Origin of the sequence: Brevibacillus parabrevis (assembly GCF_022701015.1) — a bacterium.
GTDB lineage: Bacteria > Bacillota > Bacilli > Brevibacillales > Brevibacillaceae > Brevibacillus > Brevibacillus parabrevis.
Map to the genome: position 1 here is coordinate 2618247 of NZ_CP064090.1, position 24912 is coordinate 2643158.

General features: G+C 54.4%; 21 protein-coding genes. 19 read left to right on the top strand and 2 right to left on the bottom strand.

Going from position 1 to position 24912, the window contains the following annotated elements:
- The first annotated feature begins 2 nt into the window (after positions 1-2).
- The 12 genes from IRJ17_RS12400 (at position 3) to cysC (ending at position 10912) form a co-directional block, all read left to right on the top strand.
- A complete protein-coding gene (locus tag IRJ17_RS12400; RefSeq protein WP_122963930.1) occupies positions 3-269 on the top strand; it encodes a hypothetical protein in 267 nt (88 codons plus the stop codon).
- The gene (locus tag IRJ17_RS12405; RefSeq protein WP_173599138.1) at positions 269-1510 is read left to right on the top strand and encodes a glutathionylspermidine synthase family protein; all 1242 of its coding nucleotides are present in this window, start codon (positions 269-271) and stop codon (positions 1508-1510) included. Before IRJ17_RS12400 ends, IRJ17_RS12405 begins: the two co-directional genes overlap by 1 nt.
- A 21-nt stretch (positions 1511-1531) precedes the next feature.
- On the top strand, positions 1532-1969 hold the full coding sequence (locus IRJ17_RS12410; protein WP_063228032.1) for a DUF350 domain-containing protein: 438 nt from the start codon (positions 1532-1534) through the stop codon (positions 1967-1969).
- 43 nt (positions 1970-2012) lie between these two features.
- Positions 2013-2783 carry a potassium channel family protein gene (locus IRJ17_RS12415; protein ID WP_122963932.1) on the top strand — a complete coding sequence of 257 codons (771 nt, stop codon included), beginning with the start codon at positions 2013-2015 and terminating at the stop codon, positions 2781-2783.
- Positions 2784-2967: 184 nt separating this feature from the next.
- Positions 2968-3780, top strand: a complete 813-nt coding sequence (locus tag IRJ17_RS12420; protein WP_122963933.1) for a sirohydrochlorin chelatase — start codon at positions 2968-2970, stop codon at positions 3778-3780.
- Entirely contained in the window at positions 3746-5362 is a 1617-nt protein-coding gene (locus IRJ17_RS12425) for a nitrite/sulfite reductase (RefSeq protein ID WP_173596851.1), read from the top strand. Before IRJ17_RS12420 ends, IRJ17_RS12425 begins: the two co-directional genes overlap by 35 nt.
- 44 nt (positions 5363-5406) lie before the next feature.
- Positions 5407-5646 (top strand): DUF3906 family protein, encoded by a 240-nt coding sequence (locus tag IRJ17_RS12430; protein WP_063228036.1) that lies wholly within the window; start codon positions 5407-5409, stop codon positions 5644-5646.
- A gap of 64 nt (positions 5647-5710) precedes the next feature.
- Positions 5711-7231 carry a uroporphyrinogen-III C-methyltransferase gene (cobA, locus tag IRJ17_RS12435; protein ID WP_242774890.1) on the top strand — a complete coding sequence of 507 codons (1521 nt, stop codon included), beginning with the start codon at positions 5711-5713 and terminating at the stop codon, positions 7229-7231.
- Between the two features lie 18 nt (positions 7232-7249).
- Positions 7250-8335, top strand: coding sequence for a sulfate permease (locus IRJ17_RS12440; RefSeq protein ID WP_122963936.1), 1086 nt, complete (start codon positions 7250-7252; stop codon positions 8333-8335).
- Positions 8332-9048 carry a phosphoadenylyl-sulfate reductase gene (locus tag IRJ17_RS12445; RefSeq protein WP_173596853.1) on the top strand — a complete coding sequence of 239 codons (717 nt, stop codon included), beginning with the start codon at positions 8332-8334 and terminating at the stop codon, positions 9046-9048. Before IRJ17_RS12440 ends, IRJ17_RS12445 begins: the two co-directional genes overlap by 4 nt.
- Before the next feature lie 44 nt (positions 9049-9092).
- On the top strand, positions 9093-10235 hold the full coding sequence (gene sat, locus IRJ17_RS12450; protein ID WP_173596854.1) for a sulfate adenylyltransferase: 1143 nt from the start codon (positions 9093-9095) through the stop codon (positions 10233-10235).
- A gap of 47 nt (positions 10236-10282) precedes the next feature.
- A complete protein-coding gene (gene cysC / locus IRJ17_RS12455; protein ID WP_242774892.1) occupies positions 10283-10912 on the top strand; it encodes an adenylyl-sulfate kinase in 630 nt (209 codons plus the stop codon).
- A gap of 42 nt (positions 10913-10954) precedes the next feature.
- Here cysC and IRJ17_RS12460 read toward each other — a convergent pair whose 3' ends face one another.
- On the bottom strand, positions 10955-12223 hold the full coding sequence (locus IRJ17_RS12460; RefSeq protein ID WP_122963940.1) for a hypothetical protein: 1269 nt from the start codon (positions 12221-12223) through the stop codon (positions 10955-10957).
- Between the two features lie 168 nt (positions 12224-12391).
- Between IRJ17_RS12460 and IRJ17_RS12465 the strand changes: the two genes are divergently transcribed.
- From IRJ17_RS12465 to IRJ17_RS12485, 5 genes are all read left to right on the top strand, one after another.
- A complete protein-coding gene (locus tag IRJ17_RS12465) occupies positions 12392-16345 on the top strand; it encodes a DNA translocase FtsK (protein WP_278189521.1) in 3954 nt (1317 codons plus the stop codon).
- 304 nt (positions 16346-16649) lie between these two features.
- Complete coding sequence (locus tag IRJ17_RS12470; protein WP_122963942.1) at positions 16650-17192, top strand: MarR family winged helix-turn-helix transcriptional regulator; 543 nt, start codon at positions 16650-16652, stop codon at positions 17190-17192.
- 59 nt (positions 17193-17251) lie between these two features.
- Positions 17252-19036 (top strand): ABC transporter ATP-binding protein, encoded by a 1785-nt coding sequence (locus tag IRJ17_RS12475; RefSeq protein WP_242774894.1) that lies wholly within the window; start codon positions 17252-17254, stop codon positions 19034-19036.
- A 38-nt stretch (positions 19037-19074) separates the two neighbouring features.
- A complete protein-coding gene (locus IRJ17_RS12480) occupies positions 19075-20298 on the top strand; it encodes an MFS transporter (RefSeq protein ID WP_242774896.1) in 1224 nt (407 codons plus the stop codon).
- Between the two features lie 130 nt (positions 20299-20428).
- Positions 20429-20824 (top strand): hypothetical protein, encoded by a 396-nt coding sequence (locus IRJ17_RS12485; protein ID WP_122963945.1) that lies wholly within the window; start codon positions 20429-20431, stop codon positions 20822-20824.
- A 67-nt stretch (positions 20825-20891) separates the two neighbouring features.
- On the opposite strand, the gene IRJ17_RS12490 is transcribed toward IRJ17_RS12485, so the two are convergent.
- Positions 20892-22430, bottom strand: a complete 1539-nt coding sequence (locus IRJ17_RS12490) for a glycosyl hydrolase family 28-related protein (protein ID WP_122963946.1) — start codon at positions 22428-22430, stop codon at positions 20892-20894.
- Positions 22431-22654: 224 nt separating this feature from the next.
- Between IRJ17_RS12490 and IRJ17_RS12495 the strand changes: the two genes are divergently transcribed.
- Positions 22655-23638: an NAD-dependent epimerase/dehydratase family protein gene (locus tag IRJ17_RS12495; protein WP_122963947.1), complete on the top strand. Its 984-nt coding sequence runs from the start codon at positions 22655-22657 to the stop codon at positions 23636-23638.
- Entirely contained in the window at positions 23631-24911 is a 1281-nt protein-coding gene (locus IRJ17_RS12500) for a nucleotide sugar dehydrogenase (RefSeq protein WP_242775264.1), read from the top strand. Before IRJ17_RS12495 ends, IRJ17_RS12500 begins: the two co-directional genes overlap by 8 nt.
- Position 24912 lies beyond the last annotated feature (1 nt).

Genomic DNA, 24912 nt, shown 5'->3' on the forward strand with positions numbered 1-24912 from the left:
GCATGGCACTGACAAAATCGGCAAAGGTGGTCGGTCTGTTTGTGGCGGCAACGCTGGCTATTAGCGGATGCTCGTCTGATTATGATGACGATTGCTACGACGATGACAATGACGGATATTGCGACGACGGCGGGAGCAGTTCGCGCGGATCGTCCGGCTACTACGGCGGCAGTTCGTCCAAAAGCAAGTCGTCAGGAGTATCCAGCGGCATTAGCCCCAGCAGCTCCAAAGGTGGAATCGGCAGCTCGGGCGTGTCCAGCTCGGGGTGATGGAAGTGGATAACAAGAACCGAAGAGAAGCGCTGTACGGCCCTTTGCGCGAGGAAGGAATTTTCCTGTGGGATTGGATGTACGGGGAAGAGTATGCGCTGGCGGATATCCACCTCATCTCCGAATCGTTTCGGGAGGAGCTTGCGACAGCAACGGCAAAGCTCGGCCGCATTTTTACGAAAGTGATGCCTGTCTTGCAACGCGCGGACGATGCGCTTCTGCTTGAGTTGGGCGTTCCGGCGCAAGCGTTGCAAACCGTGCGAACCGCTGTCCTGCAAGATTTGCCTACAGCGATCGGCCGCTTTGACTTCGCCAGCACGAGCGAAGGGCTGAAGATGCTGGAATGCAACAGCGATACCCCGACAGGGATTGTGGAAGCTTTTCACGTCAACGAACACGCGTGTCGCTACTTCGGGGTGAAAAACCCGAATGCCGGGATGGACGCGCAGCTGCAACGCGCTTTTGCCAGGCTGATGCAAGCTTACAGCGACAAGGGCTATCCGGTTGAGCACGTCTGGTTCAGCTCGCTGGACTGGCACGAGGAAGACAAGGGAACGACCTTGTATCTGATGGAAAAGTCGGGAATCGACGCCCGATTTGCGCCGCTGGAAAAGCTTCGCGTCTGGGAAGACGGACTGTACGTCGAAGCAGAGGGCAGCTTGCTTCCCGTCGATGTGCTGTATCGGCTGCACGCCTTGGAAAAGCTGGCCGAAGAGCGGGACGAAGACGGCTATCCCACAGGGGAGCACGTGCTTTCCCTGATCGCTGCGAAAAAACTGGCGATTATCAATCCGCCGTCTGCGTTTTTGATCCAGACGAAAGCGCTCCAGGCGCTGATCTGGAACTTGCACGAGGCAGGCGAATTTTTCCAGGAAGAAGAACACGCGATCATCGAGACGTACATGCTTCCAACGTACTTCGAAAATCGGTTTGCAGGAGCGAATGACTATGTCACCAAGCCGATTTTCGGCAGAGAGGGTGGCGGTGTCGCGCTGTTTGCAGCCGATGGGACACTGGTCGAAAAAGATCAGGAGGAATTTTACTGGGAGCAGCCGATGATTTATCAAAAGCGGGTGGAATTGCCCGAGATTACGGTACAGACGCTGTCAGGCCCGTATCAAGGCAGGCTGTTGTGGGGCTCCTTCTGGATTGGCGGAGAAGCGTCTGCGGTCGTGGCCCGTGTCGGCGGCCCGATCACCAACAACTTGTCCTATTACTTGCCGGTCGGCATGAAAGGGTAACGAAAAGGAGAGGAGTGCGGCATGATTACACAATGGAGTTACATACTCAATTTTTTGGCCTATTTGGCCGTGACTATTCCGATATTGGCAGTCGGCATTTTCGTTTTTACGTTTACGACTCCGTATAAGGAATTTGCGTTGATCAAAGACGGGGCACAGACAGACGACCCGAAAAAAATGGCGGCGGCGAAAGCAGCGGCACACGATTTGGGCGGAAAAATTATCGGTCTGGCGATCGTGCTTGCATCCGCTGTCTATCACTCCGTCAACCTGTTGGATCTGGTCGTGTGGGGATTGGTTGGCATGGTGTTTCAAGTCGTTATTTTTTATTTGTTCGAGTGGATCACGCCGTTCAAAGTGGTGTCGGAAATCCCGAACGGCAACGTTTCTGTCGGCATTTTCGCCTCCCGGCTGAGCATTGCGGCAGGCTTGCTGATGGCGGCTCTCATCAGCTACTAAGATATAGTAGAAAAGCGGGATCGGTCCTCGGGAGGAGTCCTTCGTGTTTTGGCGCGTCATGTATGAGATATTCGTCATCATGCTAGTAATTACGTATGCAATTTTGCTTTTTGCTGATTTCTCGAACCACCCGCTGCTGACAGACGAATTGATGCATTGGGTCGACAACGGGCTTATCGTCATGCTCATCGCAGAATATATGGTTCGCTTGTGGAAGGCAAAAAACAAGCGGCAGTTTGTCATCTCCAACTGGTTCGATCTGGTGGCGATGATTCCCTTGGACCAGTATTTGTATTTGGCCCGGTTCATGCGTGTCCTGCGTTTGGTGCGCATTGTGCGGGCTTCTCCGTTTTTGCTTGGCGTCATCCGCTCCGGCCCTATGCGGCAAGTTCTCGGGGTCGTTACGATTATCATGCTCTGGAGCTCGACAGCGATTTATTTGCTGGAATACGGCGTGAACGAAAATATCAAGAGCTTCACCGATGCGCTTTGGTGGTCGATCGTGACGACGACGACGGTAGGGTACGGGGATATTTCCCCTGTGACGTCAGGCGGGCGGATCATGGCGACGATTTTGATGGTGACAGGGATTGGCATGATCGGTGCGCTGACAGCCAACTTTGCGACCCATTGGACGGAGACGCACGATGCCAAAAGCGACTCCGAAACCGACCGACTGACAGAAGAAATCCGGAAGCAGACGATTTCCTACATCCAGCAAATCGAGAGCTTGCGGGAAGAAGAGTACGAGACGTTAAAAGAAAGTCTGGACTTATTGTATCGTCGAACGAGAAAGAAACACGAAGAAGAGTGAGCTGTCGGTGCGCCGGCAGCTTTTTTTCATGACTTTTCGGGGGAAAATACAGAAAAGAAGCTATTTTCGTGAAGATTATACCGAAGAAATACGAATTGATTGTTGACGCGGAAAAGCAACCCATTTATAATTCCGAGTAAACACATATGATTTACTAAATAAGTTTGGATGAGGGGTATATCCGATGGCAAAAACTGCGGCTTTGGTAATCGCTCACGGTTCTCCCGATCCCGACTGGCTGAATCTGGTTGAATCAGCAGTCAGGCAGTGCCAGAGCGAGCTGCCGACCCGGGTCGCCTATCTGGGGGGAGTAGAGGGGCGCAGCATCAGCGACGAGTGGAAGCGTCTGGAGGCATCCGGAGCGAAGCGGATTGTCGTGGTTCCTCTGTTTGCCTCGGCGGGCAGCAATCATGTGACAGAGATACGGGCGATGCTGGGGCTTACGCCTTGGCCCACCTGGGAGACGGAGCAGGTGCGCATTCCTGTTCGGGCGAGGATTTTATGGTGTCCGCCGTTGGAAGATCATTCGCTGGTGGAGCAGATCGTCGGACAGCGCGCCATGGAGCTGGCAAAAGATCCTCGCAAGGAAGCGTTGTTGCTCGTCGGTCACGGCAGCGACTGGCCGGGATGCCAGGAGCGGTGGGAAAAGCTGCTGCGCCGCATGACGTTTCGCCTGCAAAACCGCTATGCCTTTGCTGCAGCCGGATATGCGACGCTTCGGCCAGACACGCTGCGGGAACAAGTCGTGGCGCTCTCGGAAAAAGGAGAGGTCATCGTGCTCCCTCTGTTTGTCAGTCAAGGGTATTTCACCCGCAAGGCGATTCCGGCACGGCTGGCAGAGTTGTCGTATCGGTATAACGGCAGCGCGTATTTGCCCCATCCGCTGATTGCTGATTGGATTGCCCAATCGATTCGCATGGCACTTGTAACAGACCTTTTTACGCAAAGGAGCGTGTATGAGCATGGCAGAGAGAAAACAGTGGAAGTGGGCAGATGATCCGTCCCTGAACAAAATGGAATTTACCAAGCTGGAAAAGGACGGACTGGATGTCATCGAGACAATCGTCAACACTTATTCCAAAGAAGGCTTCGAATCGATCGAATCTTCTGATATGGACCGCTTCAAGTGGGCCGGTGTCTATCAGCAACGCCCGAAAGACGGCCACTTCATGATGCGTGTGCGCATACCTGGCGGGATCATGAGCAGCGAGCAAGCGAGAGTGCTTGCCAAAATCGCCCAGGATTACGGCCGCGATCTGGTCGACGTAACGACGCGTCAGGCTGTCCAGTTTCACTGGTTGACCGTAGAGTCGCTCGCAGACATTTTTGATCGGCTCGGTGCGGCTGGCATGTCGTCCTTCGAAGCTTGCGGAGACTGTCCGCGGCAGATCATGGGCAATCCGCTCGCAGGAATCGATCCGCATGAAGTGCTGGATACGCGCCCGATCGTAGCCGAGCTGGAGCAGTTTTTCCTGCTTAACCGCGACTTCTCCAACCTGCCGCGCAAATACAAAATGTCCGTATCTGCGAACATTTACAACGCTGCCCATGCGCAAATCAACGATCTCGCCTTTACTCCGGCAAAAAAAGTCATCGCTGGCGAAGAAGTCATCGGCTTTCACGTCTGGGTGGGCGGAGGCTTGTCGGCAAAGCCGTATTTGGCGAAAAAGCTCGATATTTTCGTCCGTCCGGAAGAGGTCGTCAAAGTGGCGGCAGGCGTCACGACGCTGTTCCGCGACTTCGGCTATCGGCAGAAGCGCACGCATGCCCGCCTGAAATTTTTGGTGGCGGACTGGGGACCGGAGAAGTTCAAGGAAGAGCTTGTCCAACTGGTAGGCGAGCTGGAAGCTGGCGGAGAGGATTTGACGAAAGGCTGGAACGGCGGTTACTTCTACGGTCTGCACGAGCAGCGCCAGCCAGGATTGTACTACGCAGGGCTGTCTGTTCCCGTCGGGCGGATGAACGCGGAGGAGCTGATCGAACTGGCTCGTCTGGCGGACGAATACGGGGATGGCACGATCGGAGCCTGCAACACGCAAAATATCCTGATCCGTAACATCGCCAAAGAAAAAGTGGCGGCGTTCCGCCAAGAACCGCTGATTGTCAACCGTTTCAAACTAAAGCCGAATACGTTTGTCGGATATGCCGTCTCTTGCACAGGCATCGAGTATTGCAATCTGGCTATCGTCGAGACAAAAGAAAGAATGCGCGGGCTGGCGCAATATTTGGATGATGCGGTTTCGCTCGACACACCGCTGCGCATTCACATGATCGGCTGCCCGAACTCGTGCGGACAACGCCAGATTGCCGACATCGGTCTGCAAGGCGCGCTGGTGAAGACGCCAGCCGGGATGGTCGAAGCTTTTGATGTCCACGTAGGCGGAACGCTGGAAGAGCCGCAATTCAACCGCAAGCTGAACGCGCGCGTCACCGTAGACAGGCTGGGGGCTTTCCTGGCGCAGCTGATCGCGCTTTACAAGGAAGATCGGCTGGAGGGCGAGGAATACTGGCGCTACGTCGAACGGGTCGGGCTTGCCCGGATTCAGGAGCAAGTCGACAGCATTTTGCAAACCGCATAACCAAGCCGAGCGAAAAACGCAATCTGAGGAAATGAGGGAGTACCATGGCAGAGGAACAAGCCGAGAGCTATTTGTACAAATTGGAGGCTGTGCTGGAAGAAGGCCAGTTGCTGACCGTGGTCGTGATTGCGAAATCGGATGAGCGTGCCTTTTCCACTGCGGAAAACAACCTGCTTCGGCACACGATTGTCCCGCCGAAGGTCAAGGAGCTGAGCCTGGTCGAGAAAAAGCCGCTCGGCCGTCAGGGAGTCGGCTACGTCGTGGAGACATCCCGGTTCAGCTAACCGGATGTGAAACAGGCAGCTTTGCTTTTCATGCTAGGAAGGCGTCAAGGAGGAGTGATCAACAATGAATGCTGGCAGAGTCGTCTTTGTAGGGGCAGGCCCCGGCGATCCGAAACTGCTTACCATCCGCGGGATGGAGGCGCTGCAAAATGCGGATGTCGTCGTCTACGACCGTCTGGCTAGTCCGTTGCTCCTCTCCCATGTCAAAAGGGAAGCCAGACTCATTTACTGCGGCAAGGAAAGAGACAGCCATACGCTGCCGCAGGAAGAGATCAACCTCCTGCTGATACGAGAAGCCAAACAGGGGAATAACGTCGTGCGCCTGAAAGGCGGGGACCCGAGCATGTTCGGCCGGGTCGGCGAAGAGGCGCAAATGTGCGTGGAGCATGGCGTGGCGTATGAGATCGTGCCGGGGATTACCTCCGGCATGGCTGCGCCGCTCTATGCGGGCATTCCGTTGACCCATCGCCAGTTCAGCTCCTCCGTCGCTTTTGTCACCGGACATCTCTGCGAGCAAAATGCCGACAAGCAAGCGGATTGGCAGGCATTGTCCCGAGTGGAGACGCTCGTGATTTACATGGGCGTGAAAAATTTGCCGCACATTCAAGAACAATTGCTTGCGTGCGGAAAAGCGGGAAATACCCCAGTCGCCCTGGTCAGATGGGGCACGGTTGGCGAGCAGCAAACATTGGTCGGCAGGCTTGCGACGATCGATCAGGATGTAGCCAAAGCAGGGTTTTCGGCACCTGCGATCATCATTGTCGGCGAAGTGGTGCAGCTTCGCGAGCAATTGAACTGGTACGAGTCTCGGCCACTGTTCGGACAGCGGGTGGCCGTGGCAACCCGGACAGGATCAGGCAGCCAACTGCTGGCGAACCGCCTGGAGCAGCTCGGGGCAGAAGTGGTCCCCCTGCCGCTTGCGGAGCGACCCTTGCTGGCAGCGGAATGCTTGGGCGTGCCAAAAGACATGGCGGCATACAGCTGGGTGCTGCTCGACGACGAGCGGCAAGCGAGGGCGTTTCTCGCGGAGCTTGGCAGGCGCCGCTTTGACCTGCGAAAGCTGACGTGCAAGCTCGCCGTGCGCGGGGAGCGTACAGCACTGTTTCTGGCGGAGAGAGGATTGTATCCGGAGCGGGTCTTTGCCGAGTCGCTCGCTTCGTCGGCTTTGATCGAGGAGCTTGTGCAAAAGAACGGGGAACAGCGGGTTTTGCATCTGCGCTCAAAAGGCGTGGCAGCGCTTGCCCATCCGTCGGCAGATGTCATCCATCTCACAGCAGGGGGAGTCCTGGAGTGGGAGGAGACGCATCCGATTGTTTCCTGGATAAAAAAGCGGCCGTTTGACTGGTTTGCAGCCGATGACGGCGAGGTTTTGCCTGCCTTGGCGGATTTTGCAGGGGCTGGCTGGGAGAATGTGCCACTCTTTTGCGCCAACCAGCGTACACAGCAGGTGGCGAAAAAAATGGGGTGGCGCATCGTCATCGACGATAGCCTGGAAAGCTTTGCCCAAGGAATCCATCCGCATGAGCAAATCGCCAGTGTAACGAATCCGGCGCCCCTGCTTTTTTGGAAAAACAGATTGGCATGACAGGAGGTAGGGCTGCTCGTGGATTGGAGTTACGTCGCCATCGCCATCGCTTTGTTTTTTGCAATGAATATCGGCGCAAGCGGGACTGCTGCTTCGATGGGTGCAGCATACGGCAGCGGAGCGGTTAAAAGCAAGCTGCTTGCGATGATTCTCGTCGCCATCGCGGCTCTGCTTGGAGCTGTGCTTGGCGGCGGCGAGGTCGTCAAGACGATTAGCGGAGGAATTATTCCGACGAATTTGCTCAGCATCGAGGTCGTCGTGATCATCCTTGCTTCCGCCACACTGACGCTTTTCGGCGCAAACCTGCTCGGGATTCCGCTCTCGACCAGCGAAGTGACAGTCGGATCGATCGTCGGGGTAGGGCTTGCTTATCAGTCGCTGTTTGTGGGGCACATTCTCGTCATTCTGTTCTTTTGGATCGTGGTGCCAATCGCGGCTTTTATCGGAGCCTACGTCGCCGGGAGGGTCATTTCCCGTGTGGAGCGGCGCTGGCCAGACTTGCAAAAACCAGGCTCCAAAGGAGAGCGCTGGCTGACGATCTTGCTCGTTTTGTGTGGGGTATACGAAGCGTTTTCAGCCGGAATGAACAACGTAGCGAATGCGGTTGGCCCGTTAGTGGGAGCAGGCTTGATGTCGACCGACTCCGGCGTGTGGCTCGGCGGTTTGGCCGTCGCTGCCGGGTGCCTGTTGCTGGGCGGAAAAGTGCTGGAAACGAACGGCAAGAAAATTACGTCGCTGTCGCTTTTACAAGGGAGTGCCGTATCGGCAACGGGTGGGACATTGGTGATTGTCGCGTCTTTGTTCGGGATTCCCGTGCCTCTGACGCAGGCGACTACTTGCGCGATTTTGGGTGTCGGGACGTCTGAGCGAGGTTTTGTTTTGTGGCAAAAAGGGATTATCAAGCAAATTCTCATGGTCTGGATTGTCTCGCCTGTTTCCTCGCTGGTCGTTTCCTTCGCGTTTGTCCATCTCTTTTTGCGCTCGGATTTGTACACGCTCGTCGTGCTCGTGAGCGTATTCGTAGCGACATTGGGCTTCGTAGGACTGATCCGGCTGATTCGCAGGGAAAACAGTTCCATCAACGATCAAGGAGGGGGCATATGAGCCGTTTACATTACGACACGGCAACAGCCGAGCAGCTTGCCGCGATCAACAAAACGCTGGCAAAGGGAGATACCGTCGATGTCATCAAGTGGGCCTACGAGACGTTTGGCGATGATCTGATCTATTCATGCAGCTTCGGGGCAGAAGCCATGGTGCTCATCGATATGATCAGCGATGTGAAAAAAGACGCCCGCGTCACGTTTTTGGATACCCATCTGCACTTTGCCCAGACGTATGAGCTGATTGAAAAAGTGCGTGCCCGCTATCCTGCGCTGCAATTGACGATCAAGGAGCCGCAGCTGTCGCTTGCCCAGCAGGCAGCAGAGCACGGCGACGAACTGTGGATCGCGAAGCCGGATCTGTGTTGCCACTTGCGTAAGGTGTTGCCGATGGAAAGCGTGTTGAAGGGCACAGTGGCCTGGATGTCAGGACTGCGCCGCGAACAGTCTGCGACAAGAGCAGACGTCCAGTTTGTCAATCGCGACGAGAAGTTTCAGTCGCTGAAAATTTGCCCGCTGATTCACTGGAAGGCAGAAGAGGTGTGGCAGTACATCCGCGTGTTCGAGCTGCCGTACAATGCTTTGCACGACCAAAGCTATCCGAGCATCGGCTGCGCGCCATGCACGCGTCCGGTCAGAGCGGGCGAAGACGAACGGGCTGGTCGCTGGTCGCATCTGGGCAAGACAGAGTGCGGGCTGCATCTCGCCAAGTGAGTGTGAAGATAGAGAAAACGGATATGGATGAGGAGGGCTTGAAAGTGAGTGGTAGCATTCCGCATGGCAACGTACTGGTAAACCGTTTTGATCCGACCGCTGACCTGTCCCGTGCGACAGCAGAGGTCGAACTGGATGCTTTTGCCCTGTCAGATTTGGAGCTGATCGCGATCGGAGGATACAGTCCGATTGCCGGATTTTTGGATCGGCACGACTATACATCTGTCGTGGAACGCATGAGGCTGGTCGATGGATCGGTCTGGAGCATTCCGATCACGCTTCCCGTTTCAGCAGCTGTGGCAGGAAGTCTGCAAGCAGGAGACGCGGTGCGCCTGGTCTATCAGGGCGAGGTGTACGGCCTGTTGGAAATTTCCGACATTTATTCCCCGGATAAGCGGCAGGAAGCGCGCCTCGTATACGGCACGGACGACGAGAACCATCCCGGCGTGAAAAAGCTGCTGGAACGTCCTGATGTGTATCTCGGCGGGCCGATTACGTTGGTGCGGCGAGCTGATAAAGGGGCGTTTGCTGCTCACCATTTCGACCCGGTGGAAACGAGAGCGGCGTTTGCCGCCAAAGGCTGGAAAACGGTCGTCGGCTTCCAGACGCGCAACCCTGTGCATCGGGCGCATGAGTACATCCAGAAATCGGCATTGGAAACCGTCGATGGCCTGTTTCTCAATCCGCTCGTGGGCGAGACGAAATCCGATGATATTCCGGCCGAAGTGCGGATGAAAAGCTATCGGGTGCTCCTGGACAAATACTACCCGGCTGAGCGGGTCGAGCTGGCCGTGTTTCCTGCCGCGATGCGCTACGCCGGGCCGCGCGAAGCCATTTTCCACGCGCTGGTGCGCAAAAACTACGGCTGCACTCATTTTATCGTAGGCAGAGACCATGCGGGTGTCGGCAACTACTACGGTACATATGACGCCCAGCATATTTTCCGCCAGTTCCAGCCTGAGGAACTGGGCATCACGCCTCTGTTTTTCGAGAACAGCTTCTACTGCAAGACATGCGGTAATATGGCATCTGCGAAGACGTGCCCGCACAGCGCTGAACACCATGTCGCCTTGTCGGGAACGAAGGTGCGGGAAATGCTGTCTCGCGGCGAAGCTCCGCCAGCGGAATTTAGCCGTCCGGAAGTGGCGCAAGTGTTGATCGAGGGGTTGCGGCCGATCTCCGTATGACCAGGCAAGCAGCTTTTTGGCAAGGAAGGGAAGAAAGGGGAACGACTATGGCGAACGACAGTGCTGCGAATATTGTGTGGCACCCGACAACGGTGACGAAAGAACAGCGGCAGCAGCGCGCTGGACATAAAAGCGCTGTTCTCTGGTTCACGGGCTTGTCCGGGGCGGGCAAGTCGACATTGGCCAACGCGGTCGAGTACGAGCTGAATCAGCGCGGCTTGGCGAGCTATGTGCTGGATGGCGACAATATCCGTCACGGCTTGAACAAGGGACTGGGATTCGGGGAAGAGGACCGAAAAGAGAACATTCGCCGCATCGGCGAGGTTGCCAAATTGTTTGTGGATGCAGGCGTGATTGTCCTGACCGCGTTTATTTCGCCGTATCGCTCGGATCGCGAGCTGGCGCGCAGTTTGGTAGCAGCAGGGGAATTTATCGAAGTCTACGTCCAATGTCCGCTGGAAGAATGCGAACGGCGAGACGTGAAAGGGCTATATCAAAAGGCGCGGCGCGGGGAGATCGGCCAGTTCACCGGAATTTCGGCGCCCTACGAGGAGCCGGATCAGCCAGAGCTTGTCGTCGCCAGCAGCGAGCAGTCGATTGAGGAGTCGGTTGCTGCGGTCCTGGCCTATCTGGAGCAGGCGGGCATCCTCACCTACGAAAAAAAGCACGACGCGTAAATGCGCCGTGCTTTTTTTGTACAAGTGCAGCTAAGGCTGCTGTTAAGGAGTAGCTGGAGTTACTTCTTCAGCCCACTCCGCTTCCAGTTCTTTTTGCCATTTCAGATCGTCCACTAGGCTTTGTGCAAAGTGACGCATGAAGCCTTTGTCGCTGAAGTTGTTGATCGCTTTTTCGTCTTTGTAAAGGTCTTCCGCTGTCAGGTAAGCGTCTTTTGCAGGGATTTCGAACTTGGTTGCTTTTCCGAAGTTGAACGCGTATTGATCAGCAAACAGACCGACTGTCAAAGGCTCTTTCATTTCTGGCGCCTGGAACGTTACGCTCAGGTCGCTCTTTTGGTGAACAGGCATTTTGTTTTTGTCTACGTAGAAGTCGAGGTTCCAAGCCAGCTTGTGGAAGCCTTCTTTTTTCATTTCTTCTACGATTTTTTCAGGTGTGTATGTTTTGCCTGTCTCTTCCAGCCATTGTTTTGCTTCTTTCAAGCCTTCGTTGATGGTAGCTTCGGCATTGGCGCGTTTTTCTGCCTCTGTCGTTTTGCCCATTTCCGGATACATTTCTTCTGTCAGGGAATTGGTCAGCACCAGCATGTCGATTGCGAACGTTTTGACGTCTTGGCTTGCTACCGCGTCGTTGGCAGTGAAGAAGAACATTTTTACCAGTTCTTTGGCATCGATCTTCACGTTTACGTGAGTCGCTTCCACTTTTTCGCCGTTTGGCAAGGTTACGGTTTCTGTGCCGAGGTTTTTCGCATCAGCCAGTTTGTAGCCGTATTTGCCTACGTATTTTTTGATGAAGTCAAGCGTCAGCTTGTTCATTTTGTCTTGGTATTCTTTGAGTTTCGCCGGGTTTGCCTTGTCGTTTCCGCTTACGCCAGTGAAAGCGCCGGAAGTGTTTGCATCCACAGCCAAGTATTTGTTGTCGAGCGGAGATTTCACGAATACTTTGTCGTCGCTTACGAGCAGCTCAACAGACGCTTTTTTGTCGCCAGTCCAGAGCTTGTTGTCGCGCAGCAGTTTGTCGTCGTTTACTTCCAGTTGAACTTTTGCGTTTTTCAAGTCAAGCTGGGAGCCTTTTACTGTTACCCCTGCTTTCAAAGCGGACAAAATGGCTTGTCCTTCTTTGTCAGGATTGGTTTCCCCAAATGCCTGAGGCAATTTGTCTACGTCTCCGGTCAATTTCACAGTGCCTTGGAAGTCGTAGTTTGGTTTATCGATGGATGCCACGATCGAATCGCGCACCAGTGAAGCCTCACCAGCACATCCAGTGAGTACCAGCATACCTGCGAGCAGTAGGGCACTTCCTTTTTTCCACATGCTGTGTTCCTCCCCTATGTATTTGTATTTTTGTTCCTCTATGTATTACGTTTTAGTAAAGAAAAGGTTTCGCAAATACGGAAAAAAATCACAATCGGTCTAATTCGGTGCCGATTTCATGGTAAGATGAAAGGGAATAGATGGTTAGCAAAGAAAGGACGTTGCAGCATGTGGTTGTGGCTTCAAAAGCTGATGAAATTTTTTCAGGGCGAAGAGGAGCAAGATGAAGTAGTGGAAGGGCGTCCGGCAGCGAGTCCTCCTCCTGCAAGCCCGGCTCCCCGCCAGCCCCAAGCGAAGACGAAAAGCATTTACCCGAAAGAGCGGGTAAGTAGCCGGAATATAGAGGATGCGCGTCCACGCAGGGATCGTCAGTTTCGTTTTCCTGTCGTGCCAGACGATTATTTGGAGAACAAGCGAAAAGAGAGAATGAAGCAGCAGGCGACAGAAGAGGCCCAGCGAGTTCAGCCGCCCGTGCGTGAACGGCGGGAGCCAAGCGTCAGGGAGTCTTCCCGCGAGTCTTTTCGTGCTGCTCGCGAAGAATACATACCGGACAAGCCTATAGAGACGGGCGCAGACAAAAAGCCGTCTGCTTCCACCGAGTACAAGCGCGAGACACCGAGAAGGGAGCCTGTCAAACAGCCGGACAGCGCAGGGCGCGCGCCTTCGATTGCGGAAGGAAAGAAGGCGTACCAGCCATCGGAGATTGTGTCGCCCGTGTATGGCAAAATCACCCCGGCTACCCGTGAGGCTGAGCATCGCATCCATACGACAGGCGGTATCGTGTACCCGCGTCTGGAGCAGGAGGAGCATCTCCAGCAGCTCAAGCAGTGGGAGCAGGAAATTAGCGAGCGTTATTTCCCGGATGAGACGTGGGAGCATGTGCATTCAGCGAGCGATGCGGGTTCAGCAAGCGACCCCGCAAACGATTTTGCGAGCGATTCAACCATTGATGCCGCAAGCGCGACGAAGGCGGACAGCCGGGTCAGCGAGCAAGGTGGGGAAAAAGCTGTTCCGCTTGAGCAAGCAGCAGAGGAAATCGCGGATGCACAGGACCAGGCAGCAGCAGCGGCCTTTGTGGCTTCGCAGGCGGAAGCAGCGGTTTCGGAGCCTGGACGTATTGTTGTGGAGCCGCCAGAAATGGTTGGCGGTGAACACGGAGACGGCGAGAAGACAGAAGTCGGGCAGCTAACTGAATGGACGACTGAACCAGGGCAGACAGAGCAGCTGGACGGGGCGTATGAGTCAGGTCTAGGTCCAGAAAACACGCAAGAATGGCAGCAAAGGGCAGCGAGCGGCGCGGTTCATCAGGAAGGCGAGACGCAAGCGGTTGTGCTCTCGACCGACCATGCGACGGCAACCGAAGCAGATGGCGAGTTGGCGGATGCGGAACGTGGCGGCGCAAGCGCAGGAGTGGAGCCAGAGTCAGCATCTGCATCGGGTCAAGCCGGGGCAGAGGGAGAACTTCACGAAGCCGCGGCAACTGCGGAGATCGCGGAGGGGCAGGCACAGCCTGACGTGGAGCTTGTGGTCGTGCGAGAACAAGCGGGTGCAGGTGAAGCGGTTGAAACCGCGGAAGCAGCGGAGTCGACGTTAACAGCGCAGGGGCGTTCGGTGACCGACGAGAGCGAAGCGCAGGCGCAGCAAAAGCTGATCGCAGCGCTAGGCGACGCCGTGCGCACAGGAATCGAGGAGGGCTTCGCGGCTGTTCACGGACAAGGGCAAATAGTCGATAGCGCCAAGCCTGCTGTTACGGGAAGCAACAATCATTTTGATGCGGATGTCAACCGTCTTTTGGCGCGTGCGATGCCGGAGTCGGGCGGTGAAGCTTCGTCTGTGGCGAGCGTGAAGCGGCTGGAGTCTGATGAAGCAACGTTGACCGTGACAGGAGTGAAGCCAGAGTCGAATGAAGCGACAATGACCGTGGCGGGAGCGAAGCCAGAGTCTGATGAAGCAACGCTGAACGTGGCGGGAGCGAAGTCAGGGGCGGATGAAGCAACGTCGACTGTGGTGGGAGCGAAGCTGGAGACGGGCGAAGGAAGCTTGACCATGGCAGTAGTGAAGCCGGAGTCGGGTGAAGCGACGTTGACCGTGTTGGGAGCGAAGACAGAAACGGGCGAAGAAAGCTTGCCCGTGGCAGGAGTGAAGCCAGAGTCGGATGAAGCAACGCTGACTGTGGCGGGAGTGAAGTCAGAGTCGGATGAAGCAACGCTGACCGTGGCGGAAGTGAAGCCAGAGTCGGATGAAGCGACAATGACCGTGGCGGGAGCGAAGTCAGGGTCGGATGAAGCAACGTCGACTGTGGTAGGAGCGAAGCTGGAGTCGGATGAAGCGACTTTGACCATGTTGGGAGCGAAGCCGGAAATGGGCGAAGAAAGCTTGACCGTGGCAGGAGTGAAGCCGGAATCGGACGAGCCAACTTTGACCGTAGCGGGAGCAAAGCTGGAATCGGCCGAAGCAACCTTGACCGTGGCAGAAGCGAAGCCAGAAACAGCCGAAGCAACCCCGGTTCTAGCGGCGGATGCTGCTACAGAGAACGCCCAACCAGCACAGCAAGCACTCGTGATCCAGCTGCCAAACGCTGGACAACAGACTGGCTTCCAGACATCGCCAGCCGCCGGGGTGGCAACACCGGGTCCGAGCGCGAATCCACCTGCAAGTACGGCGCAATCAAGCACACCATCCGAGCCAAGCGAAGCGGAAATCGCGGAACCTCCGTACTGCTTGCCGACGCTTGCGCTGTTGAATCCGAGCCCGCCGCCAAGCGATGACGACGATGAGCATACGCAACTGCAAAAGCTGCTTTTGGAAGAAACGTTGTCCAACTTCAACGTGAGCGCAACAGTCGTCGGGATCGTCAAAGGCCCTTCCGTCACGCGCTTTGAGCTGCAGCCTGCTCCTGGCGTGAAGGTAAACAAAATTACCGGCTTGGTCGACGACATCAAGCTGAATCTGGCGGCCAAGGACATTCGGATCGAAGCGCCGATCCCGGGACGAAACGCGATCGGGATCGAGGTTCCGAATTTGGCGAGCCAGCCTGTACTGATCGAGAAGATCATCGGATCGGAAAAGTTCCAGCAGCATTCGTCGCCATTGGCAGTAGCCCTCGGCATGGACATCGGCGGCGAGCCGATTATTGCGGATATCAAAAAAATGCCGCACGGCCTGATCGCAGGCTCGACCGGATCAGGGAAAAGCGTCTGCATCAACTCGATCATCGTCAGCCTGCTTTACAAAGCGACGCCAGAACAAGTACGGCTTTTGCTGATCGATCCGAAAATGGTCGAGCTGGCACCGTACAACCATTTGCCGCACCTCGTCACACCTGTTGTGACCGACGCGAAGCAGGCGACAGCCTCGCTGAAATGGGCGGTCGAGGAAATGGAAAAGCGCTATGCCCTGTTTGTTGACGCAGGTGTGCGGGATATTGACCGCTACAACCAGACGACAGACGATCAGCTGCCGTATATCGTGATTGTCATTGACGAGTTGGCAGACTTGATGATGGTCTCCCCGCAGGATGTGGAGGATTGCATCATCCGGATTGCGCAAAAAGCGCGCGCCTGCGGCATTCATTTGCTGCTCGCGACCCAGCGGCCTTCGGTGGACGTCATTACGGGCAACATCAAGGCAAACGTGCCGACGCGTTTGGCGTTTGCCGTATTCTCGCAGGTGGATTCCCGCACGATCCTCGACCAGTCGGGGGCGGAACGGTTGCTGGGACGAGGCGACATGCTGTTCCTGGAGAGCGGCACCACCCCGGTGCGTTTGCAGGGCAACTTCGTCTCTGACGATGAGATCGAGCGCATTACGCAGGCGATCAAGAAGCAGCGCAAGCCGTCGTACCTGTTCAGCAAGGAAGATTTGGAGCAGCAGGTGCAATCTTTTGATGCAGGGGATGATCCGCTGTATATGGAGGCGCTGCTGTTCGTGGCAGACCAGGGTCAGGCTTCGGCATCCGGGCTGCAACGCCGCTTCCGGGTCGGCTACAACCGCGCTGCCCGCCTGATCGAGATGATGGAGGCGGACGGCTACGTCGCTGGACAGAGCGGAGGCAAGGCGCGAGCTGTTCTCATCACCCGCGAGGACGCCCAGGCTGTAGCGGACGGCTCGACTTTGTTGTAAAAGAATGTTGCAAAAGCAGAGGAGCTTGCCCAAGGTGGCAGGCTCTTTTTGCTAACCGAGGCAGGTAGGCAGAGGCGTGTAAACACGCTGCTGTGGCAGCTTTTTTGCAAAACAGACAGCAGAATATATAAAAAGGCACCGCGCCCAGAGAAGGACGCTCCCGTCGTGCCAAACCCGCGCAACCTCATTTCGTTAGGGAGGTGTCCGTTGGCTTCACCGAGAAGTTTCCTGCTTGCAAGATCAGGCAAAATAAGATATAACTGATTTTAGTTAGATAATCTAATTGAATTACAGAGGTGATGTCATGGCAAAAGAAAGCACAGTGGATCAACAGTTGCCCAAATTAGGGATCGCTCCTTATTTGCAACTGATGAACAACACGATGGCAAAGGGAACGGATCGCAAATCGGCTCAGATGGGATTGCTGATGTTGTGGCTCAGTGACAATGTCCTGGATGTGATCGACGAGGATTTGTCTGCGTTCGGAATTACCGAGAGCAAGCTGGATTTGTTGCTTTTGCTTCTGCTGCATGAGGAAAGAGAACTGGTCACTCCTTCGGCCATCGCAGATCGGCTGGGGATTCGCCGGGCTTCTGTAACAGCTCTGCTCGACTGGCTGGAAAAAAGAAAATGGATTGCCCGCGAGCAAAGCGCCAAAGATCGCCGCATGATTCATGTCCGTATTACCGAAGAAGGAGTGGACTTGATTGACAATGTGCTGCCGACCTTTTGGGCGACTTGCGCTTCCTTGCTCGACGACTTGGATGCGGAGGAACGCAAGCTGTTTGAGAAAATTCTGGTTAAATTGAATGGAAGTATAGAAAAAAGGTTAGGGGTGGGCAGATAATTTTTTTGTGCATATAGTTAGATAGTCTTACTATTTTAAAGAGAAATTCAGGTGATGCGATGAAATCCCGTTCCCACCGTTATCGATTGTTTTCAGAAATGCTCCGGGAGGTGTTTTTTCAAGCAAAAGGGCAATGGAAGTTTGTTTTGGTAGCCGCTTCGTCTATCCTGGCGATTTCCGTCCTTGAATTTATCATTCCGCAGTGGACGAAAGTCGTCATTGATCAGGTCATCCCCCAGCAACAAATTGCTGCCTTGTTTGAACTGGGAGCCGCGATCGTTGGAGCTGCGCTGCTGTTGGGAGTGTTTCGGTTTGTTAGCAGCTTCGTGATGACGATTGTCAGCCAAGGAGCGATTTCACAACTGCGGAACAAGCTGTACCGACATACCGTGAACCTGGATTTGAACTTTTTCGATCGCAATCGCACCGGCGATCTCATGTCCAGATTGACGAGTGATGTCAACCAGTTGCAGGAACTGGTTTCGGCCGACACATTATCCATTGTGGCCGATTTCTTCACGTTTATCGCCATATGCGGTTATTTGCTGTATGTCGACTGGCAACTGGCGCTCTTGCTGATGAGCACGTTTCCTTTTCTGTTCTACACGTCGCGGTTTTTCAGCGGACGAATCAAGTCGGTCTATCGAACGGTACGACAATCCTCTGCCGAATTGAGCAATCATTTGCAGGATACGTTGTCAGGGATTCGCGTGATTAAATCATTTGCGAGCGAGAACGATGAAATCGATCGATTCGCTGGACTGACCGAGATCAATCGGGCCTCAATCGTGAAAGCTTCCCGGCTGTCCGCGTCCTTCCCGCCGATTATCGAGTGGCTGAATTACATCGGAATGACACTCGTACTGCTTTTTGGTGCGTGGCAGGCGATGCACAACCACATTACTGTAGGAGACATTGTCGCCTATTTGGCTTACTTGCGTCTGCTGCAAGGACCTGTTCGTTCCTTCAGCCGAATGGTTAGTAAAATTCAACAAGCTTCGGCTGCCTATGAACGAATCCATGAAGTGCTGGTGACGGTGCCAGCAGTGCGGAACAAAGAGAGAGCGATCATTTTACCACCCATTCAAGGAGAGATTCTGTTTGACAATGTGGATTTCGCTTATGAAAAAGGCGTGCCAGTCTTGGAAAATTTTTATTTGCAAATAGAGCCTCAACAAGTTACCGCATTGGTTGGCTCGTCTGGTTCCGGGAAGTCGACCATCGCGCACTTGATTGCCCGTCTGTACGATGTGCAAAAAGGAGCGATTTTCATCGATGGGTATCCACTAACAGATGTCACGCTTGAATCGCTCCGCACGCAAATCGGGATTGTATCACAGGATGTCATCTTGCTTAACGGAACGATTCGGGACAATATTGCCTACGGAAAGCCACAGGCCACTCGCGAAGAGATCGAGGCAGCGGCGAGAGCTGCGAATGCTCTGGAGTTTATTGAAGCTTTTCCGCAAGGGTACGATACGTTGGTCGGAGAAAGGGGCGTCAAGCTGTCTGGCGGTCAAAAACAGCGGCTGTCGATCGCGAGGGCGTTGTTGAAAAATCCACGCTTGATTATTTTGGATGAAGCGACAGCGGCGTTGGATACAGAATCGGAACAACTGATCCAAAGCGCGCTCTCCACTCTGCTTCCCGGGCGAACCTGCCTGGTGATTGCCCATCGTCTCTCCACGATTCAAAGCGCCGATCACATCGTAGTTTTGGAAAAAGGCAGGATTGTCGAAGCGGGCACGCACGAAGGACTGCTGACCCTTTCCGGTCGATACAAAACGTTATACGATAAGCAGTTTCCGCAAATGATCAAAGCGAAGGAGACGCTTCTAGCTTAGTCCATTTACGCTCCAACATTTATGAAAAGAGGTGCCTTATGTCACAAGCAGCGAGTTCAGCAGTAACGAAAAGAAACTTTTCGCTCATGGCGGCGATTTTATGCTGGTCTGGCATGGTCGTCATGTCCAGTTTGTATGTAACGATCCCTTTAATCTCCTTGTTTGCCGAGCTTTATCGCATTACGCCTACGCAGGCAGCGGCTACAGGAAGTGTTTTTTCGGTCGGCTTTGCGATTGGCTGCCTGATTTATGGCGCATTATCGGATAAATACGGACGCAAGCAAGTCATTTTGATTGGACTTGTTGCGCTTGCGGCCATCTCTTTGCTGCTTGGCATGGTCGAAAGCTTCTCCTGGATGATTGTGCTGAGAGGGTTGCAAGGCTTTGCGGCAGCCACGTTTTCGCCAGTTGCCCTTGCTTATGCGGTAGAAATGTTTCCGGCAGACAAACGGGTGACGACGATCGGATTTATCAGCACCGGGTTTTTGGTCGCAGGCATCGTCGGGCAGGTTGTCAGTAGCCTCATCAGTGAACAGCACGGATGGAACGCCGTATTTTATCTCCTGGCAGGGGTGTATGCCTTAACAGCGGTTCTGATTCTGCGCTTCTTGCCAAAAGGAGAGATTCAACAGCCACACGCGAATATATGGGAACCTTTGAAGCAAATCGGTAAAGTATTTTCGCAAAAAAACCTTGTTCTGTGCTATGTGGTGGCATTGGTGCTGCTCATGTCTTTTGTCAGCATGTACACCGTTTTGGGCAATTACTTGAGCGGTCCCGATTTTGGCCTGAATAAAGCAGAAGTTCTTTATGTTCGCTCTGTCGGTGTTTTGGGCATGCTGATTTCTCCTTTGTCTGGAAGAGTAGCGATGCGCTTTAGGGTTCGCGCGGTTCTGCGAGGCGGATTGCTGCTGGCGATGGCAGGCTTGGCTTCGTTGGGGCTGATTGCCAGCTTGCCTTTGCTGATTGCGATGAGTGTCATTTTTGTGGCGGGCATTGCGCTCTCCGTTCCAGCGCTCGTCTCTCTCGTCGGCCAATTGGCAGGCAAGGCGCGCGGAATTGCCGTTTCGGTCTACACGTTTGTTCTATTTGCGGGAACAAGTCTCGGCCCTATTATCTCTATCCGTTTGATGGAAAGCGGCAGCTACTTGCTGACTTTTGCGTTACTGGCGCTGCTCCTCGGCATAGGTCTGCTGGCTTCGTTGCTGATTCAGCGAGAGGTGCCTGCGCCTGCGGAAAATCAGGCGTTGAAACAAACATAAGGGAAAGGCCGCTTGAACATGCAACTTTTTTGTCTATTCAACATTTTCCGACGAATTTGTTGCCGAATGATTCGGGGAGATAGTATGCTATAGGATAGATTGTGGCGATAGCTGGAAGGGGAACGAGACAATGAATCCGCTTGCAAAAAAGTATCAGCAAATTGACGAGAAGATCGTGTTGTTCAACGAGGAGTATTATCTGGGTGTGGCAAAAATCGATATTTCCGCGCTGACGCTGGAAATCAGAGAAGCGCTGTTCAATCACCTCTACGATTTCGACAGCAAAGATATGGAGCTGGAAATCGATGTATCCGAGGAGGACAAAGGGAACTGGTACCTGCAACTGCTCGTCCCGCACGTCCTCACCTTGCCAGAAGCAGCCAAAAGACGGATTGAGCAAGGCACCGAACAATTGGTTCAACACCTGTCCGAAAAGACAAGCGATCTGAACCACGTGCGTCTCATCGGTGACGAAATCTATGACTATGTGAAGCGATACAATCCGGATCTGGAGCGGATTGCCTAATAAAAAACATCTCTTCTCGCCCGGGCAAGTTCACCGGGGAGGAGGGATGTTTTTTTGTGCTGGAAAGTTAGCTTTTTGCGGTTTTGGTCGCCAGCCACGTGCAGGCGGTCTTGTTTGTCGTGGTAGCGATCCACTCGCACGGCTGCCCGTTGACAGGCGTGATCAGCCGGAGCGTGTCGCCTTTGATCCCTCCGTATTTAACCGACGAGCTGGGAGGAGTGCTGACGTAGACGATTCGCTCGTTAATCGCCACGTTGGGGAGGTAGGAAGAGTTGTCAGAGTTGTAGCCGCTCGTCAGGCTGACGGGTACGGGCACGTTTTTCATGGAAAGTGTGACTTTGTCAGCCGCTTTGTGATAAAACATTTTTCCGGTGACCTGGCTGAAATCTCCGCCGTCCACGGTGAGAAAAAGCGGGTATGAACCGGAGCCGTACAGCGCAATCACATGATCGCTGCCGGAGTAGCGGTTGTTTTCCAGATACACATTGCCGCAGCGGTTCAGGTACAGGTTTTGCTTGAGGCGGGGGTCGAACGCGCAGTTGCGGACCGTCACGATTCGTTGCGCCGGGACATCCCATGGATCAAAGCTGAGCGCGTAGCCATCGATCACGGCAGCGCTATCGGCGGCCTCGAAGCAGCAGCCGTCAAACACAAGACCGACGTTGTTGTAGTCGATAGTCAGGCCGCTGCCGATTGTTTTGGCTGCGCCTTGCGAGGTTGTATGCAGAACCCAGTTGCACTGGTGGAAAGTCATGTTCCGCATGAAGTTGACCCGGTTTTTCTGCGCGGCAGCGGTATAAAAGGTAGAGGCGCTGATCGTGCCAGTCAAGCAGCTCAGGCTGAAGCTGGCAAGCGAGACGAGGTGGCTTCCCTGGACGCGAATCGGCGCTGTCGCAATCCCTTCCAGATCGAGCTGTTGGCGGCAGTGAATATTGCTCAGATTGGCGATCATCGGGAGCTTGCCGTCGTATGCTTCATTCAGCTCTACTTCAAAGCGGTCGCAGGAAACATTGACAGCGTTCAGACGCTCCAAGCCTCCGGTGACCGTGATGTCGGAGCGGGTGCGTGTCCGGTTGTCGCTCGTAAAGTCGCTGATCGACACGGAGCGGACGTAGCAGTTCGCTTCTCCGGCGAAGTAAAAATGATCGGCTACGGCATCGGTGCACCATATGTGACTCAGCAGCACGTAGTTGATATAGCTTCCAGGTCCGTCGCCGCGAATGTAGAAGTCGGCGGAGTGCTCATAGGCATATGGTTCTGGCGGAACGGGATTTTCGCGCGCATTGGAGTCGATTTTCAGATTGGACACGACAAACGAATCAGCGTCTCCGCCCACTGAGGTGATCGAAAACAGCCACCTCCAGTCCTCGGCGGTAGAATTGGCTTTTCGTTTCAAAACGGAAAAAGGACCGGCACCCTGCAGCACCAGGCTTTTGCCTTTCCCTAGTGTGACAGCCAGTCTTTTCGGTTCAATGATATAGGTTCCCGGGGGAAAATACAGCGGAATTTGCTGGTTGACCGCGGCTGCCAGCGCGGCGGATATCGCCTGCGTATCATCTGTCACCCCATCTCCTCGCGCCCCGTAGGACTTTACATCAAGCATCATGCATCAATCTCCTCCACTTTGAAAAAATAGTCAGACAAGATTAGATTGTCTTCTTTCATTTCATTCAAAAAACGAAAAAAGTTGACAACCATTTTGCAAAACAGGCAAGAGCTTGTTTGCCTGGCAAAAGTGTCCTAGTCTTCCTGAACCGTTCCTGGCCGTCCTCATCCTACTGGCATATTTGTCCTAGAACCTCCGTATGAATAAGCAAAGAGGTGGAATGTATGTCGATTTTGGTGACAGGAACTGCTGGATTCATTGGATTTCACGTAGCGAAAAGACTTTTGGAAGGAGGGGAAGTCGTATGGGGGGTGGATAATTGCAACGAGTATTACGATCCCCGCTTGAAGGCAAAAAGACTGTCGATGCTGCAAGAGTTCGAACAGTTCCACTTCTATCAAGCAGATATAGCCGATCAGACGACAATGGACGAGTTGTTCCGCAAAATGCAACCGGAGCGGGTCATCCATCTGGCGGCGCAGGCTGGAGTCAGGTATAGCCTGGAAAACCCTCACGTATACACGTCCTCCAACATCACGGGATTTTTGCATATATTGGAAGGCTGCCGGCACACAGGGGTCAAGCACTTGCTCTACGCTTCTTCCAGCTCCGTCTACGGCGGGAACAAGAAACTCCCCTTTTCCGAGGGCGACCGGGTGGATGAGCCGAACAGCCTGTACGCCGCCACGAAAAAAGCGAACGAGCTGATGGCGTACACGTACAGCCATCTGTACAACATTCCGGCGACCGGGCTGCGGTTTTTTACCGTCTACGGGCCGTGGGGCCGCCCGGACATGGCGCTCTATGCGTTCACGAAGGCGATTTTGGCGGGGGAGCCAGTGAGCATTTTCAACTACGGAAAAATGATCCGGGACTTTACTTACATTGATGATGTGGTCGAGGGCATCTTGCGACTCATGGATCGTTTGCCTGAACCAAAAGACGGAAAGGCGCCGCACAAAGTCTTGAATATCGGGAATCATCGGCCTGTGGAGCTGCTTTCGTTCCTCGAACTGCTGGAACAGAAGCTGAAACGGCCAGCCAACCGCCAGTACATGCCGATTCAGCCAGGAGACGTGCCTGCTACTTTCGCCTCGGTCGATGCGCTGTTCGCAGAAACGGGCTTTCGGCCAGATACTCCGGTCGAGGTAGGAATTTCCCGTTTTGTCGATTGGTATCTTGATTATTACGGTGATGCCCATGCGTAAAAAAGTAGGAGTCGTAGGACTCGGGTATGTGGGCTTGCCTGTTGCGGCTGCTTTTGGGCAAAAGGTTCCGGTGATCGGCTACGACGTGGACGCTGCGCGCATTGCCGCGCTACAGACAGGGCGGGATGAGACGGGAGAGCTGACGGCTGACGAGCTGGCACGTTCCAGCATCACGTATACGGATGATCCCGGGCTGCTTGCGGAATGCGACTTTATCATCGTGACCGTGCCTACGCCTGTGGATGACGCCAAGCGCCCTGACTTGAAGGCGTTGCTGCTCGCCTCCGAGACAGTAGGAAAGCATTTGCAGCCAGGAGCGATCGTCGTCTATGAATCGACCGTATACCCTGGCGCGACGGAGGAAACGTGCATTCCGGCGCTGGAGCGCTCATCCGGGATGCGGGCAGGTGCCGATTTTTTTGTCGGCTATTCGCCCGAGCGGATCAATCCGGGGGACAAGGAGCGCAGACTCGCCCAGATCGTCAAGGTCGTCTCCGGGCAGGATCAGGCAACGTGTGACGAGATCGCGCAAATGTACGGGCTGGTAGTCGAAGCAGGGATTCATAAAGCGTCCTCGATTCAGGTGGCAGAGGCAGCCAAGGTGATTGAAAATACGCAGCGCGACCTGAATATTGCGTTGATCAACGAATTGGCGATCATCTTTGACCGACTGGGAATCGAAACAGCCGACGTGCTGGAGGCGGCTGGAACAAAATGGAATTTTCTTCCGTTTTCGCCAGGACTGGTCGGCGGTCATTGCATTGGAGTGGACCCTTACTATTTGACCTATCAGGCGGAGCGCGTAGGCTACCATCCGCAGGTGATTTTGGCGGGACGGCGCATCAACGACGGGATGGGAAAATTCGTCGCGACCTCCCTGGTCAAGCAGATGATCTGGCGTCATATTCCGATTCAAGGCTCACGCGTCACGATTTTGGGGATGACGTTCAAGGAAAATGTGTCGGATATTCGCAACAGCAGAGTGATCGACATCGTCCATGAGCTGCGGGAATTTGGCGTGGAAGTTCAGGTGACAGACGATTTGGCAGACCCGGAGAAGACATGGTCAGAGTACGGCATCAAGCTGAGGGAATGGGACGAATTGCAGCCTGCCGATGCGCTGGTTCTGGCTGTGCCGCACGCGAAATACGTCCATCTGAGCTGGGCTGAGCTGTCGTCTTTGCTGCACCAAAACTGCGGAGTGATTGCAGATGTGAAAAGCGTGTTGAATCAAAAAACATGCCCGTCTGATATCGTTGTCTGGCGCTTGTAGA

What these genes read in the sequence shown, in the direction of transcription:
- IRJ17_RS12400 (WP_122963930.1), top strand. Translation starts at nt 3, where the DNA reads ATGGCACTGACAAAATCGGCAAAGGTGGTCGGTCTGTTTGTGGCGGCA.
- IRJ17_RS12405 (WP_173599138.1), top strand. Translation starts at nt 269, where the DNA reads ATGGAAGTGGATAACAAGAACCGAAGAGAAGCGCTGTACGGCCCTTTG.
- IRJ17_RS12410 (WP_063228032.1), top strand. Translation starts at nt 1,532, where the DNA reads ATGATTACACAATGGAGTTACATACTCAATTTTTTGGCCTATTTGGCC.
- IRJ17_RS12420 (WP_122963933.1), top strand. Translation starts at nt 2,968, where the DNA reads ATGGCAAAAACTGCGGCTTTGGTAATCGCTCACGGTTCTCCCGATCCC.
- IRJ17_RS12425 (WP_173596851.1), top strand. Translation starts at nt 3,746, where the DNA reads ATGGCAGAGAGAAAACAGTGGAAGTGGGCAGATGATCCGTCCCTGAAC.
- IRJ17_RS12430 (WP_063228036.1), top strand. Translation starts at nt 5,407, where the DNA reads ATGGCAGAGGAACAAGCCGAGAGCTATTTGTACAAATTGGAGGCTGTG.
- cobA (WP_242774890.1), top strand. Translation starts at nt 5,711, where the DNA reads ATGAATGCTGGCAGAGTCGTCTTTGTAGGGGCAGGCCCCGGCGATCCG.
- IRJ17_RS12445 (WP_173596853.1), top strand. Translation starts at nt 8,332, where the DNA reads ATGAGCCGTTTACATTACGACACGGCAACAGCCGAGCAGCTTGCCGCG.
- cysC (WP_242774892.1), top strand. Translation starts at nt 10,283, where the DNA reads ATGGCGAACGACAGTGCTGCGAATATTGTGTGGCACCCGACAACGGTG.
- IRJ17_RS12460 (WP_122963940.1), bottom strand. Translation starts at nt 12,223, where the DNA reads ATGTGGAAAAAAGGAAGTGCCCTACTGCTCGCAGGTATGCTGGTACTC.
- IRJ17_RS12465 (WP_278189521.1), top strand. Translation starts at nt 12,392, where the DNA reads ATGTGGTTGTGGCTTCAAAAGCTGATGAAATTTTTTCAGGGCGAAGAG.
- IRJ17_RS12470 (WP_122963942.1), top strand. Translation starts at nt 16,650, where the DNA reads ATGGCAAAAGAAAGCACAGTGGATCAACAGTTGCCCAAATTAGGGATC.
- IRJ17_RS12475 (WP_242774894.1), top strand. Translation starts at nt 17,252, where the DNA reads ATGAAATCCCGTTCCCACCGTTATCGATTGTTTTCAGAAATGCTCCGG.
- IRJ17_RS12480 (WP_242774896.1), top strand. Translation starts at nt 19,075, where the DNA reads ATGTCACAAGCAGCGAGTTCAGCAGTAACGAAAAGAAACTTTTCGCTC.
- IRJ17_RS12485 (WP_122963945.1), top strand. Translation starts at nt 20,429, where the DNA reads ATGAATCCGCTTGCAAAAAAGTATCAGCAAATTGACGAGAAGATCGTG.
- IRJ17_RS12490 (WP_122963946.1), bottom strand. Translation starts at nt 22,430, where the DNA reads ATGATGCTTGATGTAAAGTCCTACGGGGCGCGAGGAGATGGGGTGACA.
- IRJ17_RS12495 (WP_122963947.1), top strand. Translation starts at nt 22,655, where the DNA reads ATGTCGATTTTGGTGACAGGAACTGCTGGATTCATTGGATTTCACGTA.
- IRJ17_RS12500 (WP_242775264.1), top strand. Translation starts at nt 23,631, where the DNA reads ATGCGTAAAAAAGTAGGAGTCGTAGGACTCGGGTATGTGGGCTTGCCT.